The organism is Proteiniborus sp. MB09-C3 (assembly GCF_030263895.1).
In the GTDB taxonomy this organism is placed as follows: Bacteria; Bacillota; Clostridia; order Tissierellales; family Proteiniboraceae; genus Proteiniborus.
Genome location: NZ_CP127161.1, coordinates 3,129,008 through 3,148,447, shown reverse-complemented (window position 1 = coordinate 3,148,447; position 19,440 = coordinate 3,129,008). Strand labels below are relative to the sequence as shown.

The window sequence follows — 19,440 nt, the reverse complement described above, 5'->3', positions numbered from 1 at the left end:
GACTGAGAACGGGATGCGCAAAAGTATAAAAACTGTTTTAATGTTAGCGGCTGCATTTGTAATTTTTTCCTTTGGCTTTTCTGCCACAACCTATGCAGAAGCGCCTTTTGAAGTTAAGGCTAATATTGGCTTTAATGGATTTTTTAAATATGAATATGTTACACCTGTAAATATTGAGGTAAAAAACAATCAAAAAGATGTTAATGGAAAAATACAGATTCTATTTGAGAATATAGTCTCTTCAGGTAAAAAGCTTTATACTGCTTATACTAAAGATTTAGACATAGCAAAAGGAGCTACAAAGACTATAAATATGGAACTTAAGCTAGACAGACAAGTAAGCGAATATAAAATAAGGATTTTAGACAGCAATGATAAACTCATATGGGAAGACCAATCCGTAGCTATGCCTATAGCTAAAGCATCTAACACAGTAGGTATTGGGGTACTAAGTGATGAATTTGAATCTTTATGGTATTTACCTCTTATGACATTTCAAAATTCAGATGAGAAAAGTGGCAATAGAACATCATCCATGTGTGATCTAGATGGACAAATTCCTACGGATACTAGATATTTAAACATGCTTGATGTAATTTTAATAAACAACTATAATACTGAAAAGCTAACTAGTGAAGAAAAAGAGGCATTAATAAAATGGGTAGACAATGGGGGAGTACTGCTAATAGGTACTGGGCCTAATTACAATAAGACATTAAAGGGTCTAGGTGATATCAATTACATAGAAGTATCCGGAACTACTGCGATTACTAAATTTGACAATATTAAGGATTCTAGTGGAAATGCATTTATGCCTAGTTCTCCTCTTTCAATAGTTGATGCCATATCTAGTTCGGGAAATGTTATTTTGAAAGAAGGAAATCTTCCTATTATATTTAGTGAAAGCAAAGGCAATGGAAACGTAGTTATATCAACCTTTGATCTAGGTTTGAGTCCCTTTATAGACTGGAGTGGGAAAGATAAATTTCTAGAGAGAATATTGACCAGTGATGTTTCAGAAACTCACTCTGAAGATATTTTAACCAGCAATAATTCTCCCTATAGATTTTTTGATATAAATCAATATATTCCAAGTAGCAAGGCTCCTTCTGTAAAAGTAATTATTGCAGTATTAATGATATTTACTGTAATAGTAGGACCTATTAATTACCTAGTTTTAAAGAGACTAGATAAAAGAGAAATGGCTTGGATTACTATTCCTGCATTAGCTGTGCTTTTTTCTGTAGTAGTGCTCATCTGGGGTTCTGGAACTAGCTTCAAAAATCCTCTTATGAATAATGTTTCGGTTATCAATATAAATAATGGCGCAGATAGCTATGACATTAATACCTTTGCAGGCGTTATAAGCTTTAAAAATGGGGATGTAAACATTAGCTCAAGTGAAGACACGGATATATTTCCAAATAGCAGATACAGCAATGATGACTATATGAAATACGGTGATAATGATATTATTCTAGAGTACATTCTGCAAAAAAATAGAGCTATTTCATTCAAAAAGAAAGGTGTCTGGGATGTGCAGCAAATAACTTTAAAGGAAACCAAAAAGTTAGATAATGGCATTTCCCAAGAGCTAAAGTTAAAGGACAATACAATATCAGGAGAAATAAAAAACAATTCAAATATAGAGCTAAAAGATGCTATATTATTCTATGGCCTAAACTTTCATAAGCTAGGAGATATCAAAATTGGAGAATCAAAATCCATAAGCTTTAACTTAAATACATCTTCTACTATTAATCAAGGGGCAGCAGTATACAGAAGAGATATGTATCAAGTAATAGAGTCTATTTATCCTTGGAATAGTGGACCTGGGAATATAAATAATCAAGATGTCATACTTTCTCAAGATATAAAAAGAGATATGTTAGAAGGCTTATTTCAATATATTAACGTTGACAACAATAATGATGGAGCATTTATAATAGCATGGAATACAGATAAGCTATCCAGTGACATAACTGTAAATGAAAAAGTCGTAGAAAGAATTGATAGAAATATTATTTTAATGCCAATTAATATGAATTATGAAAAAGGTGAAGTAGTAGAAATACCATATGGAATTTTATCACCAAAGATATTAGAATTGAATGGCTTGAATTACGATGCTTATGATAGAGGGTTTTATGGACAGGGAAGCACAGTTATGTCCATAAAATCAGATGAAAAAATAGATTTTGATGAATTAAATATTAACCTAGCATATGGCAATATATCCTCTAGCAATAAAATCTGGATATTTAACTATGCAACTAGTCAATGGGATGAATATACGAGCTTTACTATCCTAATAGATAATAACAATAAAAACACCTACTATGATGAAATTTATGGAACCAAGCTAAAGATAGAAGTAGACGGAAGAGATCGAATATGGATGCCTACATTTTCTATAAAGGGGGTAGCTAAGTAATGATAAGAATAGAGAATTTAACTAAGCAATATGGAAGATTTACAGCAGTAGATAATCTCTCCCTTGAAATTAAAGAAGGAGAAATATTTGGATTTGTAGGACCTAATGGAGCAGGTAAGACTACAACATTAAAAATGATAGCTACTTTGCTAAAACCTACTTCAGGGAATATATATATTGACGATATAGATGTATCTAAAAATATTAAAGAAGCTAGAGGCAGCATAGGCTACATGCCAGACTTCTTTGGAGTTTATGATAATCTTAAAGTAAATGAATATTTAGAGTTTTATGCCGATATTGAAGGATTAAATAAAGATGAAAAGAAAAGGATGCTAGGAGAGCTTTTAGATTTAGTAGATTTATCTCACAAAGCGGATTCTTATGTAGATGCACTATCTAGAGGTATGAAACAAAGACTTTGTTTAGCAAGAAGTCTTATTCACAATCCCAGGTTTCTGATATTAGATGAACCAGCTTCTGGTATGGATCCAAGGGCTAGAGTTCAAATGAAGGATATATTAAGAGAACTAAAGAGAATGGGAAAAACCATATTAATAAGCTCTCATATTTTACCCGAATTATCTGAGCTATGTACCGGCATTGGTATAATTGAAAAAGGTAAAGTAGCTATAAGTGGCACTGTTGATGAAATATTGAGGAAGGTAACTGGTACGAATGGAGTACGTATAAAGGTATTAGATAATGCAGAGAAAGCAATTAATATTTTAATGGAGGAGCCACAGGTTTCAAATATATATGACAATGACAATGTAATAGAATTTGGATTTAGTGGTAGTGAAGAAGACATGGCTAGCCTCATTAAAAAGCTTGTGTTAAAGGAAATATCTTTAGCTTCATTTAATCCACTTCAAAGCAACCTTGAAGAAATATTTATGCAGGTTACGAAAGGAGATGCGGAATAATGAATCCAGTTTTAAAGAAGGAATTAAAGACTAGAATGAGAACATGGAGAACCCCTGTAATGATTTCTCTCTATGTACTAATATTGTCATTGCTCGTATTATTAGTATTTGCAGAAGTTATTTTTTCATATAACAGCTATAGAGGTATGAGACTAGATAATGTGAAAGAGATGTTTTTTGTATTTACTATATTTCAGCTACTACTGCTCATATTTATTGTACCTGCTACTACAGCAGGTAGCATTTCTGGAGAAAGAGAACGTAGTACACTTGAGCTGTTAATCTGTACTAAGATGTCTAGTATTTCAATAATACTTGGAAAACTTTTTTCTTCACTTGCTGAAGTGATTATATTGTTGATAGCATCTATACCTGTAATGAGTACATTTTTTATATTTGGCGGAGTTTCACCTGGAAACATAATACTTATATTTGGCTTTTATTTTGTAACAGCAATACTCTTCGGGAGTATAGGTATTTTTATGTCAACATTTTTTAAAAAGACATCAACATCAACAGTAGCAAGCTATATGATGGCATTATTTTTACTAGGGGGGACCTTTTTTGTAGTTCTATTAAGTAGAGTATTTTATTATCTACCTAGAGGATTATCTATTACTCAGACCTTCCCTGTAATTTTATATGCAAATCCGCTTAGTGGTCTTGGTTCAATACTTTTCAAAATGATGGGTACAGATATACTAAGTGGATTCATAGGAAGAGGATCTACCGGCAATCCTTTACTTCCACTGTACATTAATCTAGGCTTTGATTTAGTTTTATCAGCTATATTACTGTATTTATCATCATTAAGGATAAATCCTATGACTAGGCTTGGAGGAAAGAGTAAAAGAAAGAAATTAGCTAAAAAATCTAAATAAGGATTGATTGCTATGCTTGATAAAAAATTAATAGAGTTGTTAAAGCCCTTAAGGATTAAATATTATTTTAGTAAATTGATGATATATGTCTCATATTCATTTTTGGCATTTTCATCATTTTTGCTCATGCTAATGATACTATCTAAGGTAATTCCAGTTACATTCATATGGACAAAGATAATTTTAGCTTTGGGTATGTCTCTAGTGTTTGGACTATTATGGTCAATATATAAATTCCCTTCATATTATGAAACTGCTAGGCTTGTAGATTCCTTTGGATTAAAGGAAAGGACTATAACGGCATTAGAGCTTAAGGGAAATGATTCAAGACTAGCAGAGCTGCAAAAAAAGGATGCTGTTTATAGTCTAGATAGGGAGGATATCAAAAAACATATTTTTATTAAGCCTTCAATGAAAATAGCTGACATAGCTATGCTCATGATTTTATCTTCAATAATTGTAGGATTTATAAAGACACCTTCTCATGAAGAGGCACTTCTTAAAGAAAAGAATAAAAATATTGTTAAAAATGAAATAGAAAGCATTAAGAAAATAGAAAAAGAGGTAAAGGAAGAAAAACTGCTTACATTAGAAGAAAAAAAGCAAATAGAGAATATACTGAAAGAATTAAGGAAGAAGCTTGATAAGTCTGAAAATATGAAGGACATTCAAAAGGAAGCCTTAAAGGCTAAAAAAGAGCTTAAAAATATAGAAGAAAAATTAAGGCAGGAGAAAATTGAGGACATAGCAAAAAAACTTTCTGATAAGAAATTTACTAAAGAACTTGCGGAGAATTTAAAAGATAAAAATGCAGAAAAGACTGCTGAAAGCATTGAAAAAATGGCGCAAGAGATAAAAAATATGGATAAAGAAAAGCTTGAAAGCTTAGCAAAAGACGTAGCCGCATTAGCAGAACAGCTTAAAGACAATCCTGACCTAAAGAATGCATTTAATCAATTATCTGAGGCTATATCACAAAATATTGAGGGCAATATTGATGATGCTAAGCTATCAAATAGTCTAAACAGCTTGGAAGAGTCATTATCAGGTCTGATGAGTGATTCTCAGGTTTCAGGAGCGATTTCACAGCTTAATGAGGCACTGGACAATCTAAGTGAATTAGACTCTCAAGGAAATAACAGTGGTTCAAATAGCCAGGGTTCTCAAGGCGGCCAAGGGAATAGCGGACAGGGTGGCCAAGGACAGGGAAACGGTCAAGGTCAAGGCTCTGGTAATGGTCAAGGTTCAGGAACAGGTCAAGGCGCAGGCGGTGGAGCGGGAGAAGGTTCATCACCTGGAAATGAAAATTCCTCAGGCAACAGTTCAGGACAGTCGGGAAAAAAAGAAGGCTCCAAAAAAGAAGTAAAAGAGTACGAAAGTGTATTCACTCCAAAAAATCTTGGAGGAGAAGGAAATCAAACTCAAGTACATGGCAATATGAACAATTCAGGAGACAAGGACGTTATACAGGTAAAGAAGTTTGGAGATATGAAAGGTGAATCCATGCCTTATAATGAGGTACTAAATATGTATAAGCAAAATGCATACAAAAGGCTAGATAACGAAGAAATACCTCCCAATATGAAGGAAGTAATACGTAAATATTTTAGTGACCTAGAGTAAGAACTTAGAATAAAATGCTAAGCGAACATTTGCAGGACATGACTATAAATCTTACCGAAATAAGTTATAGAATTATTCATGTCCAAAACCGTGAGTGTGTATTTTATTCTAAGTTCGATGCCAGTAGATATCAAAAAGAATAGAGGTGTAAAAATGCAAATAACAGAAAAAGATATAATGAGCTTTAGGGAGCAAACGGAAAAAATAAAAAATGAAATAGGCAAAGCTATAATTGGCCAGAAAGATATTATAGAGCAGGTACTTATAGCTATATTATGCGAGGGCAATGTCCTACTAGAAGGGGTGCCGGGCTTGGGCAAAACCCAGCTTGTAAAGACTATAGGAAAAGCTCTTGACTTGGAATTTTCTAGAATTCAATTTACACCAGATTTAATGCCAGCAGATGTAGTAGGTACAAATATAATCACACAAGATGAAAAGGGAGCAAGTAGATTTACATTTCAAAAAGGGCCTATATTCAGCAACATAGTTCTTGCAGACGAGATAAACAGAGCAACGCCAAAGACTCAAAGTGCAATGCTAGAAGCAATGCAGGAAAAAACTGTTACAGTGGGCAACACTACCTATACTATGAGTAAGCCCTTTTTTGTATTAGCTACGCAAAACCCAATTGAAATGGAAGGAACCTATCCATTACCTGAGGCTCAAATGGATAGATTCTTATTTAAGCTATATGTAGAGTTTCCCAAGCTAGAGGAGCTTAGCCAAATAGTCAATATCACCACATCAGTAGGAGAAAACGAACTTGATAAAGTAAGTAATGGAGAAGAGCTTATTAAGATGGCAAATATAGCAAAGGAAGTGCCTATAGCAAAGCCAGTCATGGAATATGCAATGAAGCTTATACTTGCTACACATCCAGAGGAAGCTTCAAGTCCAGAGATAACGAAAAAATATACTAGATATGGCTCAAGTCCAAGAGGAGCTCAAGCTATTATCAAAGCTGCAAGAGTGAAGGCATTGATGGAAGGCAGATATAATGTTTCATTTGATGACATTAATTATGCCGCTTATCCTGTATTGAGACACAGAGTATTACTGAATTTTGAAGCAGTATCAGATAGCATTAACAGTGAAGATATTATAAAACAAATAATTGAAGGGTTACGAAATTAATTGAGAATTGAAGAGAGATTCTTCACATTTGTTCAGAATGACTGAAAAAAAGAGAGATTTTTCACATTCGTTTAGTATGACTAAAAAAGAAAGATTTTTCATGTCCATTCAGAGTGATTTTAAAAAAGTGATTTTTCATATTTGTTAAGGGTGACTGAAAACCTGTCATATTGAACAGAAGTCAAATAGGGGCTGATCCCTATTCTAGCTTGTCATCCTGAGCGCTAGCGAAGGATCTCTATTAAGAAAAATGATAGCTTAAAGGATTGATTATATGGAACAAAAACTCATAGATAGCAGTTTATTAAAAAAACTAGAATCTCTAAAGCTTAACTCCAATGTGGTGCTAAACCAAGGATATGGTGGAGGTAGAAAATCTAAAAGCAAAGGCTCATCAGTGGAGTTTTCTGATTTTAGAGAATATGTTCCAGGAGATGATTTTAGAAAGATAGACTGGAATGCATATGGAAGGTTTCAGAAGCTTTTTATTAAGCTGTTTATGGAGGAAAGAGAAGCTAATATCAATATTTTTATAGATGCATCTAAATCCATGGATTTTGGCAATCCTAAAAAATCTACTCTAGCAAAGCAGTTAGCCTTAGTTTTTGGATACTTAAGCTTGGCAAATATGGATAGGGTGAACATATATATCCATGGAAATAACAAACTTGAATCATTAGAGCAATTAAGCGGAAAAAACAATGCACATAGATTAGCTACATATTTAGATAATATAATCTTTGACAAGTCAGAAGACTTTTTTCAAATCATAAAAACGCAAGCTTACAAAAGGGGCATTTCAATAATACTATCTGACCTGTTTTCCGATAATTTTCAAGCTGCTATTAAGTACTTATCATTTATGAATCAAAGTATAGTAGTGTTAAATCTTTTGTCTGTAGAAGAGATTACTCCATTTTACTCAGGAGATATTAGGTTTATAGATAGTGAAACAGAAGAAGGAAAAGATATATCTATGACTCAGTCTGTTTTAAATTCATATGATAAGACATTTAAGAATTTCATTAATAGAAATAGGGAAATATGCAGAAAATTTAGCTGTCAATACACCCTTATTTCAAATGAGCTTTCAATTGAATCCATAGTCTTTGATAATTTAACTAATGTAGGGATTTTGAGGTGATATAATGAGCTTTTACTCTCCACTCTTCTTTTTGTTTTTTATTGGGCTTATTCCAATTATAATAATGTATTTGTTAAAAAAACAGCATACAGATATAATAATATCCAGTAATTATCTATGGGAGAAGGCTCTTAAGGATGTTGAAGCAAATAGACCTTGGCAGAGGCTAAAGAAAAACCTTCTACTTATTTTGCAATTATTGATTTTTTTATTGATAGTATTGTCATTGGCAAAGCCACATATATTTTCATCAGCAGCAAGCAGTGGAAATACTATTATAGTCTTAGATACATCCATGAGCATGCAAGGAAAATCAAAGGACAGTACTAGATTTGATACTGCAAAAAAAGAAGCCGAGAAGATAATTGAAAATCTAAGACCAGATACATCGATTACTATTATTACTATGGATACATCGCCAAATATAATATTAAATAGCACGAAAAACAAAGAGCTTGCTAAAAAGCAATTAGCAACAATTAAGCCAACTAACTCAAAGGACAATATAGGGGAAACTCTATCTTTATTGAGAGCTATGGTAAAGGATATAGATAATTACTCAATACTCTTTTATACTGACAAATGGATTGACACAGATATAGACAAGCTGCTATTGAACTATATTGATGGAGAGCAAAGAAATATTGCCATAGATAATATTTCACATTCATTAGATTCTAAAGGGATAACTGTCCTTACAACAGTTACTAATTATTCAGATGAAGATATTACTTTTGATCTGTCTCTATATGTGGATGATGCTCTTTATGACGTAAAGGAGATCAGTCTATCACCAGAAGAAAGTACGAGTGTCTATTGGCATGATATTGCTGAAAATGCCAGATTATTAAGAGCAGAAGCAGATGTAGATGATAGTTTAAAGGCTGACAATATCAGGCATCACATTGTAAATGCAAACTCAATTAAGAAGGCTCTATTAGTTACAAAGAGCAATGTATTTTTAGAAAAAGCAGTTAGCTTAAACAACAATATTGAATTATATAAGACTAATGAAATAACAGAGAATATAAATGGTTATGAGCTATATATTTTTGATGGCTTAGCTCCAGGGGAGCTCCCTACAGATGGGAATATAATAATGATAGCTCCCACAAGCAGTGACCTATTTAAGGAGACAGTCATAGATTCAGGGGAAATGAAAGCATTAAATGATGAACTTTTTAGATTTGTTAGTCTAGACTTTTCAATTAGTAAGTCTAAATATATTGGAGACACCAGCTGGGTAGAGCCGGTATTATTAATAAATGATAAGCCAGTAATTGCAAAAGGGCAAAAAGAAAATCAAAAATATGTTCTCATAGGCTTTGATTTACATGATACGGATTTTCCGCTTCAAATAGATTTTCCTATTTTTGTGCAAAATATGTTAGACTACTCGCTGAATATGAGTACACAGGAGAAGACATCTGTTTTATCAGGAGAAAGCCTAAATCTAGAGGCTTTACCTAGGAGTAAAGAAATAAGCATCATAAAGCCAAATAGTGAAAAAGAAAAGCTTGCACCTCCATTTCCATTAGCTCCTTATGCTGATACGGAGGAAATAGGAGTATATACAATTGAGCAAAAGCTAGATAAGGATACAGTTAACAGTTACTTTGTATCTAATGCAGATACTCGTAGTGAGTCAAAATACGAGTTAGTATCTATAGAAATGCAAAAAGAAATTATTGAAATGCAAAATAAGATAAAAGGCGAGAAAAACATAGGCAATATATTGCTACTAATAGCTATTTTAATATTAGCAGTTGAATGGGTGGTGTATAATCGTGGCAATTAATTTTAGCACTCCATTAGCTTTATTGTTGATACCTTTAATGTTAGCTTTCTTTTATTATTTTAGAAATGCTCTAAAATCAATGAATAAAGAAAAATCTAGAACCATATTAGCGATTCGAAGTACAATTGCAATTTTACTAATATTAGCCTTGGCAGGAATGAATATTAAAACCTATGTTGATACTACAGCAACCATATTTGCAGTAGATTTATCTGATAGTACAAGAAATTCACAAGAAGGATTTATAAGCTTTATAGAGGAAGCCTTAAAGAATTCTACTAAGAAAGACAAGGTGGGTGTTATTACCTTTGGACAAAATGGAGAAGTAGAGCTGCCCCTTAGAGAAGGTATAAAAACTGTAGAGTTTCAGACTAAACCAGGAACAGGACTTTCAAATATTGAAAAGGGGTTAAAGATAGCCCAAACATTATTACCATCTGATAGTATGAAAAGAATAGTACTTCTTACAGATGGAGAGGAAAATATAGGGGATAGTTCTAAAGAAGCAGCTTTTATTAATCAAAAGGATATTGATTTTAAGATATATAATATTGAAAAGGATATAAGTGAAGATGTCCAGTTAAATGGAATAAGCATTCCAAGTAGGCTGTATGAAAATCAGGAATTTGACATAATCATAGATATCTGTAGCAATGTAAAGACGAAAGGAAAGCTAAGACTTTATTCAGATAGTGAACTATCTGGAGAAAAGGAAATAAATATTGAAAAGGGAAATAACAAGTTTGTATTTAGTGATGTAGCACAAGGCTCTGGATTTAAGACTTATAAGGCTGTCATATCGTCAGTAGATGATACAGTAATTCAGAACAATGAATATTCTACCTATACTGATATAAAGGGAACACCAAGAGTACTGTTAATAGATGGAGAAAGCCAGCAGGGAAGGGAATTGAATAAACTGCTTATGGCCTCAGGAATAGATGTAAGATATATAAAAGACAGAGAAGTGCCTAGAAGCTTATCTGAACTAGTCCCTTATAGCTCAATAATTATGAGTGATGTGTCTCTTGAAAATATTGAAGCAGAGTTTCTAAATTCATTAAAGAGCTATGTAAGAGACTACGGCGGAGGCTTAGTAGTGTCAGGAGGAGAGAATAGTTTTGCTCTTGGAGGATACTATAAGACTCCCCTAGAAGAAATACTCCCTGTAGATATGGAAATGAAAGTAAAGGGCGAAGTTCCTAGCTTAGGCCTTATGCTTGTAATTGATAAATCAGGAAGTATGGAAAGTGGCCAGTATGGCATAAGCAAGATGGAGATAGCAAAGGAAGCGGCCATAAAGGCAGTGAATTCACTTAAGCCAAAGGATAAAATAGGAGTTATTGCCTTTGATGGAGCGGCACAATGGGTGGTTAAGCTATCACCTACAGATGATGAGGAAAAGATCAAATCGAGCATAGGAACTATTAGAGCAGGGGGAGGAACTAGTATACTTCCTGCACTAGATGAGGCATATAAGGCATTAAAGGATGCAGATACAAAGCTGAAGCATATAATATTGCTTACTGATGGTCAGGCAGAATCCACAGGCTATGAAAGTGTAATACAGGGTATAAATGAAGCTGGAATAACAGTGTCAACAGTTGCGGTTGGAGCAGATTCTGATACTAGCTTACTCGAATGGATTGCAAACAGCGGAAAAGGCAGATACTATTTTGCTGATGAATTTTCATCAATACCTCAAATATTTACTAAAGAAACATTTTTAGCGTCAAAGTCCTATATAAACAACAAAACATTTACTCCTATTATAGATTCTTTACATGAAATGATTAGTCCCTTTGCTGACGGAATACCAAGCCTAGATGGATATATTGGAGCTTCAAGCAAGGACAGGGCTACCACAATCCTTACAAGTGATGTAGGAGACCCAATACTTGCAGAATGGCAATATGGTCTTGGAAGAACTGTGGCTTGGACTTCAGATTTAAATGGAGGCTGGAGTTCAGATTATCTAAACACACAGCAGGGAACAGATTTTATTAATAATATGATAGAGTGGACTTTTCCTAGGGCTTCTAGTGAGAAAATTGCTTTTGAGTCAATTAGCAATGGTGACGAAGAGGAGATTATAGTTACAGACATTGGAGACTTTAATGAAGGGGTATCTACTAAGGCCACTATAATAACACCAAATCTAGAAAGCTTTGATTTAGAATTATCTCCATCTAAGCCAGGAGAATACAGAGGAGCATTTCCAGTATCAGACAAGGGAGTATATATAGTCAAGATAAATCAATACAAAGATGATGAAATAGTCAATACTTCAAACTATGCAGTAACATCGAATTATTCTAAAGAGTATGATATAACTGCTACTAGTAATAGGCTGGAGTTATTAAAAAATAAATCAGGTGGTAAATTCATCACAAACCCAAGTGAAGTCTTTACAGATGATTTAAATAGAGTTTTTGGAAGTAGAGAATTATATCCTATATTTCTTTCAATAGCATTGCTTCTATTTATTTTTGATATTGCTATTAGAAGATTAAATCTAGGAAATATTAAACTTAGGCGGGAAAAAGATAATGCTAATGTAATTACTTCTAAGGCCAAGGTTCAAAATATTAAGGTAATAGGAGAAAAAGCTGGAAGCAAAAAGAGAAATACATTTAATAAATCAGATTTAGATATTATGACAGGATTAGAAAAGAAGGAAAAACAAGAAGCTAAGGAAGGTAAAGTAACAGAAAAAACTGTAGATCAAGGACTTGATATGTCAAGACTACTGAAGGCGAAGGATAAAAAAAGAAAATAATTATAATATACAAATAATATTCTAATATAACATTTTTACTATAACTAAATGTAACTGATTTAGCAAAATAGCAATACTATGATAGCATAGGGGTATTTTATTATAAAAGGAGGGGGTACCTTTGCTATCAAGTATTGATTTTATAAGACAATCTCTTGAAATACATCTTTTTTTTGTTAGAATAATGAAAGAACATTCATTTTTTCTCGAAATAGGATTTACACCAAGGGATATAAATTTTACCCAACAAGCAGATGCATTTCGGGTAGAATTTGATAGACTTTTAGGAGAGGTTATTTTGCTTTCAAATGGAGTTGTTAGCCAAAGCGTCATTGAATCAGGTGAGGTTGTAACTCCATATACACTAAATGCTGAGAGGGCATCATCATATTTTACAGGGGTACAGATTCAAACTAGTCTCACACAAGCAGAAATTGAATTAATGGGCGGAGAATTTATGATGTTTAGTCCAGCGTTAGAACAAGCAGTGTACAATCTTAATCAAAAAACAATGATTTTGTTAACAGCTTTAATAGATTTTAAGGCTACTGTTTTATCAAATGTATTGTCTTGCAATATGTTTACAGTTAATTATCCATTGTTAATCGATCACATCATGAGAGAAGCAAAATTATATTTACGAATGATTGCAAGACTTCAAAATAGAGAACGAATTAACGTGGAAAAAGAGATTTATGAGCAGGAGCTATTTTGGAATAGAATTATGGCTGAACATTCAAAGTTTATTCGAGGATTACTTGACCCAACGGAGGATGCTCTATTTAATGCGGCAAATAATTTTGGTAAAGAATTTGATCAATTAACAGAAGACGTTAAAAAAACCCTGGATAAAGCTATACCAATTTCAAAAGTTACAGATGAAAGCACTGAAGCTACAAAAAGGATCCGTGACTTTAATGCTCAAGGGACTCAAGGGTTAATTGAATGTAAGATCAGGTCGATAATAATACCTTTGCTAGGAGATCATGTTCTTCGTGAATCTAATCATTACTTACGTCTGTTAAGAAAGTTTCAGCAAGTGGGCAAATAAAAAATTAGGATATTATTACAGGCATTATGAAAGCATAAAAGGTAAAAACAGTTTTTTATGCTTTCATTTTTATTTTTTTGTTAAGAGAAAACTTTTTATAATATAGCTAGTTATAAGGATAAATCTAGGGTATATTAGACTTAAATAGAAAAAGAATAACATTTAGAATGAGGAGATGTAAATATGCTTAATTTTAATTATTCTATACCAACTAAAATTTTCTTTGGAAAAGACCAAATCCAAGTATTGGGAAAAGAAATTAAAGAATATGGCTCAAAGGTTTTAATTGCATATGGAGGAGGCAGTATAAAGAAAACAGGTGTTTATGACAAGGTTATAAGCATATTAAAGGAAGAAAGCATACCATTCTGGGAGTTAAGCGGGATAGAGCCTAATCCAAGGATAGAAAGTGTAAGAGAAGGAATTAGGATATGTAGGGAAAATGATATAGACTTTATATTACCTGTAGGAGGCGGAAGCTCCATAGACTGTGCAAAGGTAATAGCCGCTGGTTTCTATTACGAAGGTGATCCATGGGATTTAGTTATTAGGAAAGCTAAAATAGAAAAAGTACTTCCAATAGCCTCTGTACTTACATTATCTGCTACAGGATCAGAAATGGATGCAGGAGCAGTAATTACAAATCCAGAGACTAAGCAGAAATTAGGAATAGGCCATCCTGATATGGCACCTAAGTTTTCTATACTGGACCCAACTTACACATATACAGTACCAGCAAGTCAAACGGCAGCAGGAACAGCTGATATAATGAGCCACGTGCTAGAGTCTTATTTTAGTAACAATAAAGATGCATTTGTACAAGACAAAATAGCAGAGGGACTATTGAAAACCTGTATTAAATATGGGCCGATTGCTATTAAAGAACCAGATAACTATGAAGCAAGAGCCAATCTTATGTGGGCATCAAGTCTTGCCATAAATGGACTAATAAGATATGGAAAAGAAGCAATCTGGAGCGTTCATCCTTTACAGCATGAATTAGGAGCTTATTATGATATTACACATGGTGTAGGCTTAGCAGTATTGACACCTTTCTGGATGAGACATGTTTTAGACGATACAAATGTAGATAAGTTTGTTGAATACGGCAAAAATGTATGGAATATTGAGAGTGATAAATACGATTATGATATAGCAAATGAAGCCATAGACAAAACTCAAGAATTTTTCTCATCTTTAGGCATACCGTCAACCTTAAGGGAGCTTGGAATAGGAGAAGAAAATCTAGAAAAAATGGCTAAGGCAGTAACAGACTATAATGGAGGAGCAGTAGGCTCATATAAACCTTTAAGCTATAATGATGTACTTGAGATATACAAATCAGCTTTATAATTAAAAAAATTACAGTAATAGGGGTCAGTCTTTTATAAAATTATAAAAGGTTGACCCCATTATTTTGTAATTTCACACAATTTTTACTATCCATAAATGTATCTTTATAGTATAATAGTATTAACATGAACTAAATGAACAATATTACCAATATAACCAAAATTCACATTTTGCCTTTTATTTATTATAGGAAAGAAGGGTGTGTCTATGGTTTCTAAAAGGGTTTTATTAAGCATTTCGATCGGTTTATGCTTTATTATGCTATCAGGTTGCATGAAAAAAGCAACATTTTCTTCGCCTAGCTATGAAATTGTCTCAGGAGAGGAATTAACTTTTTTTATAGTTTCAGATCCCCATTATATTTCCAAAAGAACATATGACGAAAATGAAGCCTTTGAAAATTTTTGTTGCTCCAATGATGGCAAATTGCTTAACTATGCAGACGAAATAATGGATACTTTTATATGGGAAGTAAGCAATAAGAGACCAGATTTTTTAATTGTAAGCGGTGACCTATCCTGTAATGGCGAGAAAGAAAGTCATTTAGATTTTGCTAAGAAACTAGAAGATATAGAAAATCAAGGTACCTGTGTTTACGTAATCCCAGGAAATCATGACATAGATAATCCATGGGCAGGGAATTATATTGGTAAAGAGCCATGTAAAGCTGAATCTATTACCACTCAAGATTTTTCTGAAATATACAATTCTTTTGGTTATGATGAAGCTATTTCTAGAGATGAACATTCATTAAGCTACCTTGTGATGCCATCGAAGGATCTTTGGCTGCTCATGCTTGATTCAACCAAAAAAAATGATTCAAGATTTTCAAATGCACCTGAAATAAATGGAATGATTTCCCCTGAAACTCTTAAGTGGATAGAGCAGTGTTCAGTCATGGCTAAAGAAAACAATGCCCAATTGATAGCTTCTATGCATCATAGCTTGTTACCTCATAATTCAGTAATCAATAAGGGTTATGTAATAGATAATAGCCTGGAGGTAATAAATGTATTTCAAGAGTTGGGAATTGAAGTAGTTCTCACAGGTCACATTCATTTGCAGAGCATAAAAAGCCATATAGTAGATGACTACAGATTATATGACATTGCTACAGGAAGTATACTTGCCTATCCTAATCTATATGGAGAACTAAAATATTGTCCTAACAGTGGATTCGAATACAATTCACACAGAATTGATGTAGAAAATTGGGCTTTAAATAATAAAATAGAAGATGAAAATATGTCAAACTTTAATGACTATTCACTAGATTATTTTGAAAATAGATCATTTGAAAAATATTATGCTGCCATAGCAGAGAAATTAAGTGATGCTGAAAAAGATTACTTTGAAATCATGGCAAAGACAGTCGCCAAATTAAATTTAGGATATTTTAAGGGTCTTAGAAATGCCGAATTGGTTAGTACAGTTAGTAGTACGGAATACAATATGTTAATAAGTACCTTGCCAGACTGAATAAAAAGCTATATACTCAGTATGAGTAAACATGAAATTTCAGATACTAACAAGCTATCAATAAGCTTGTCCCCTGGATTTAAAGGAGAGGAAATACATGAGCAATAAAATCATATTAAGCAAGGAAAAAAAGGAAAAGATGATTGCAGCAATTATAGATTATTTTGCCAAGGAAAGAGAAGAAGAAATGGGTTACCTAGCAGCAACTTTAATTCTAGATTTTTTTATAGAGAAGCTAGGACCAGAATTCTATAACCAAGGAGTTTATGATTCATATAGACGAATGAGTGAAATGGTAGAAGATTTGTTAGAAATTCAGAAATATTAGGAAAAAAAGATAAGATTTTATTACAAGAGTTTGTTCTTTAAAAATGCATACAGAAGATAATGCAAAGTCTTTAGGAGTTCTTAGTCTATTTTTAGTCTAAGAGCTTTTTATTTTTTTGCTAAAGCTGTTGACAAAGTATTTTGACAAGTATATACTGTATATATACTATATATACAGTTAGGGTGATGAAATGTTTATAACCTTGTCTAATACTAATCCAGACCCTTTATACAAACAGGTAAAAGATCAGATAATTCATGCAATAGTCACAGGAGATTTAAAGAAAGATGAGCTTTTACCTTCTATAAGGACTATGGCGAATGAGCTTAAAATAAGTGTGATTACAATCAAGAGAGCCTATGCAGATCTAGAAAACGAAGGCTACATAACAACAAGACCTGGATTGGGCTCCTTTGTAACTCCAATAAATAAAGATAATCTAAGAAATGAAAAAATTAGTGAGATAAGGATAAATCTTAAAGAGATACTAGATGAAGCTGCAAAATACTATATTGAAGTAGAAGACATTATAAAAATATTAAAAGAATTAAAGGAGGAAAGATAATGGGTAATATTTTAGAGATATCAAACTTAAGGAAGGAATATAAAGAATTTACTTTAAAGGACATTTCTTTAACTCTTCCAAGGGGCTATATAATGGGATTAGTTGGGCCTAATGGTGCAGGAAAATCCACAACAATTAAAGCCATTATGAATCTAATAAACTATGATAGTGGGAAGATAAAGCTATTTGGTCTTGATTACAAAAGCTCAGAAGAAGAGATTAAAAATAAAATAGGGTATGTAGGAGAGGAACAGTTTTTCTATGAAGATATGAGTGTAAAATGGATGGAAAAATTTATTTCTCAACACTATAGACAATGGGATAGAGATGAATTCTATACTCTTATTGAAAGGTTTAATGTAAGTAGCACCAAAAAGGTTCAAGAGCTTTCAAAGGGAATGAGAGTAAAGCTTGCTTTAGCCCTCGCACTGGCTCACAATCCTGAGCTTTTAATATTAGATGAGCCTACATCAGGACTAGATCCAGTAATCAGAAGTGAAATTCTAAAAATTCTTTTAGAAGTAATACGGGATGAGAATAAGTCAGTATTGTTCTCGACTCATATAACAGAAGATATTGAAAAGGTAGCAGATTACGTAACATTTTTAATAGATGGTAAAATAGTGCTTTCTGCTACAAAAGATGAACTATTGGAAAAATGGAAAACTATACACATAAAAAATGGATATGAGATAAATGACATAAAGAATAAGCTTTTAGGAATAGAGAAAAATTTCTTTGGGATTTCAGGATTAACAGATAAAAGCGAAGAGATGAAAAGCACACTAAAGCCCTATATAGATAAGGATATTATAAGGATTGAAAACACAAGTATAGACCAAATATTAATATCATTAGTAAAGGGGGAAAATTAATGTTATATATAATATATAAAGACATTTATCAAGCTAGGAAGACTATATTGCTTTATTTTATGATAGGATTGGTTTTTATTATGTCAACTATTCGTAATGACATGGGAATCTTTATGTCTGTAGGGTTTATTTTTATGATGGTTTATGGTGTAACAGCACGAAATGAATATGCAGAGGATAAAAATAAAGGATATTCATTATTGAGGACTCTTCCCTTAAAGCCATATAAAATTGTAATGAGTAAATACATCACAGCCCTTTTATTAGCAATTGCTGGAATGCTATATTACCTTGTCCTAGCAAGATTTACAAATGGCAAAATAGTATTTGACAGCACTCTTAGCTTGGCTCTATCGGTTGGAGTAAGCCTTGCTTTAATATTTACAGGAATTTTGTATACATTTATTTTTAGATACGGAGCAGCAAAGGCTATTAATTTATCAAGGCTTTTCTTTTTCGGATTCTTCTTTTTGCCTGTTATCATTTCGTCATTGGCTAAATATATTCCAAAGCCAAGCTTTATTGAATCAGGTAAGCTAGAGATGTTTTTAGAAAGTATCTCACTAGACCTAACTGGATGGAGTTTTTTGCTATTAGGTATAGCATTTGCCATATACTTATTGACAATGCTAGCGAGCATAAACCAATTTAAAAAGAACAAAATAATGTAAAATCACATAAACAAAGGGACAGGATAATCTAATCTAAGATTGTAAATCAAGACATCCGCCAGCTGTGTGAAATTTATTATCCACACGTTTTGTCATTCTGAACGCAGTGAAGAATCTCTTTATTAAGCAGGATCCTTCGTGGGTAGCTCCTTCGTAAGTAAAGCTTATACTGCCTGTCTCAGGATGACAGTTTGCCTGTCCCTTTAAATTATTGATTCTCATAATTATCTATTTCAGCAATTTTGAAAATACGTAATTCCAAGGATTTCCAAGCAACAAGTTGATATTTTGGACTATTTGGGAAAATTATACTAAATAGGATAATAACTTGACAAATGTATTTTATTATGGTATGTTTAGGCCAAACATTATAAAAGCAAAATTCAGATGGTATAA

15 protein-coding genes are annotated in these 19,440 nt (G+C 32.8%); all 15 read left to right on the top strand.

Going from position 1 to position 19,440, the window contains the following annotated elements:
• Positions 1 to 13: 13 nt before the first annotated feature.
• The gene (locus QO263_RS15635; RefSeq protein ID WP_285623354.1) at positions 14 to 2,434 is read left to right on the top strand and encodes a DUF8725 domain-containing protein; all 2,421 of its coding nucleotides are present in this window, start codon (positions 14 to 16) and stop codon (positions 2,432 to 2,434) included.
• Positions 2,434 to 3,360 carry an ABC transporter ATP-binding protein gene (locus QO263_RS15630; protein ID WP_285623351.1) on the top strand — a complete coding sequence of 309 codons (927 nt, stop codon included), beginning with the start codon at positions 2,434 to 2,436 and terminating at the stop codon, positions 3,358 to 3,360. Before QO263_RS15635 ends, QO263_RS15630 begins: the two co-directional genes overlap by 1 nt.
• On the top strand, positions 3,360 to 4,241 hold the full coding sequence (locus QO263_RS15625) for an ABC transporter permease (protein WP_285623348.1): 882 nt from the start codon (positions 3,360 to 3,362) through the stop codon (positions 4,239 to 4,241). Before QO263_RS15630 ends, QO263_RS15625 begins: the two co-directional genes overlap by 1 nt.
• 12 nt (positions 4,242 to 4,253) lie before the next feature.
• Complete coding sequence (locus QO263_RS15620) at positions 4,254 to 5,864, top strand: DUF8809 domain-containing protein (protein ID WP_285623346.1); 1,611 nt, start codon at positions 4,254 to 4,256, stop codon at positions 5,862 to 5,864.
• Between the two features lie 153 nt (positions 5,865 to 6,017).
• On the top strand, positions 6,018 to 7,001 hold the full coding sequence (locus tag QO263_RS15615) for an AAA family ATPase (RefSeq protein ID WP_285623345.1): 984 nt from the start codon (positions 6,018 to 6,020) through the stop codon (positions 6,999 to 7,001).
• A 274-nt stretch (positions 7,002 to 7,275) separates the two neighbouring features.
• Complete coding sequence (locus tag QO263_RS15610; RefSeq protein ID WP_285623342.1) at positions 7,276 to 8,145, top strand: DUF58 domain-containing protein; 870 nt, start codon at positions 7,276 to 7,278, stop codon at positions 8,143 to 8,145.
• 4 nt (positions 8,146 to 8,149) lie between these two features.
• On the top strand, positions 8,150 to 9,943 hold the full coding sequence (locus QO263_RS15605; RefSeq protein ID WP_285623340.1) for a vWA domain-containing protein: 1,794 nt from the start codon (positions 8,150 to 8,152) through the stop codon (positions 9,941 to 9,943).
• Positions 9,933 to 12,722: a VWA domain-containing protein gene (locus tag QO263_RS15600; RefSeq protein WP_285623337.1), complete on the top strand. Its 2,790-nt coding sequence runs from the start codon at positions 9,933 to 9,935 to the stop codon at positions 12,720 to 12,722. The genes QO263_RS15605 and QO263_RS15600 overlap by 11 nt, the downstream gene beginning before the upstream one ends.
• 121 nt (positions 12,723 to 12,843) lie before the next feature.
• Positions 12,844 to 13,773 (top strand): DUF2935 domain-containing protein, encoded by a 930-nt coding sequence (locus QO263_RS15595; protein ID WP_285623333.1) that lies wholly within the window; start codon positions 12,844 to 12,846, stop codon positions 13,771 to 13,773.
• Positions 13,774 to 13,956: 183 nt separating this feature from the next.
• Positions 13,957 to 15,126 carry an iron-containing alcohol dehydrogenase gene (locus QO263_RS15590; protein WP_285623331.1) on the top strand — a complete coding sequence of 390 codons (1,170 nt, stop codon included), beginning with the start codon at positions 13,957 to 13,959 and terminating at the stop codon, positions 15,124 to 15,126.
• Positions 15,127 to 15,333: 207 nt separating this feature from the next.
• Positions 15,334 to 16,605, top strand: coding sequence for a metallophosphoesterase (locus tag QO263_RS15585; protein ID WP_285623329.1), 1,272 nt, complete (start codon positions 15,334 to 15,336; stop codon positions 16,603 to 16,605).
• 97 nt (positions 16,606 to 16,702) lie between these two features.
• Positions 16,703 to 16,933: a DUF2164 domain-containing protein gene (locus QO263_RS15580; RefSeq protein WP_285623327.1), complete on the top strand. Its 231-nt coding sequence runs from the start codon at positions 16,703 to 16,705 to the stop codon at positions 16,931 to 16,933.
• A gap of 190 nt (positions 16,934 to 17,123) precedes the next feature.
• Positions 17,124 to 17,498 carry a GntR family transcriptional regulator gene (locus QO263_RS15575; RefSeq protein WP_285623322.1) on the top strand — a complete coding sequence of 125 codons (375 nt, stop codon included), beginning with the start codon at positions 17,124 to 17,126 and terminating at the stop codon, positions 17,496 to 17,498.
• The gene (locus QO263_RS15570; protein WP_285623319.1) at positions 17,498 to 18,373 is read left to right on the top strand and encodes an ABC transporter ATP-binding protein; all 876 of its coding nucleotides are present in this window, start codon (positions 17,498 to 17,500) and stop codon (positions 18,371 to 18,373) included. Before QO263_RS15575 ends, QO263_RS15570 begins: the two co-directional genes overlap by 1 nt.
• Positions 18,373 to 19,044: an ABC-2 transporter permease gene (locus tag QO263_RS15565; protein WP_285623317.1), complete on the top strand. Its 672-nt coding sequence runs from the start codon at positions 18,373 to 18,375 to the stop codon at positions 19,042 to 19,044. Before QO263_RS15570 ends, QO263_RS15565 begins: the two co-directional genes overlap by 1 nt.
• Positions 19,045 to 19,440: the final 396 nt, after the last annotated feature.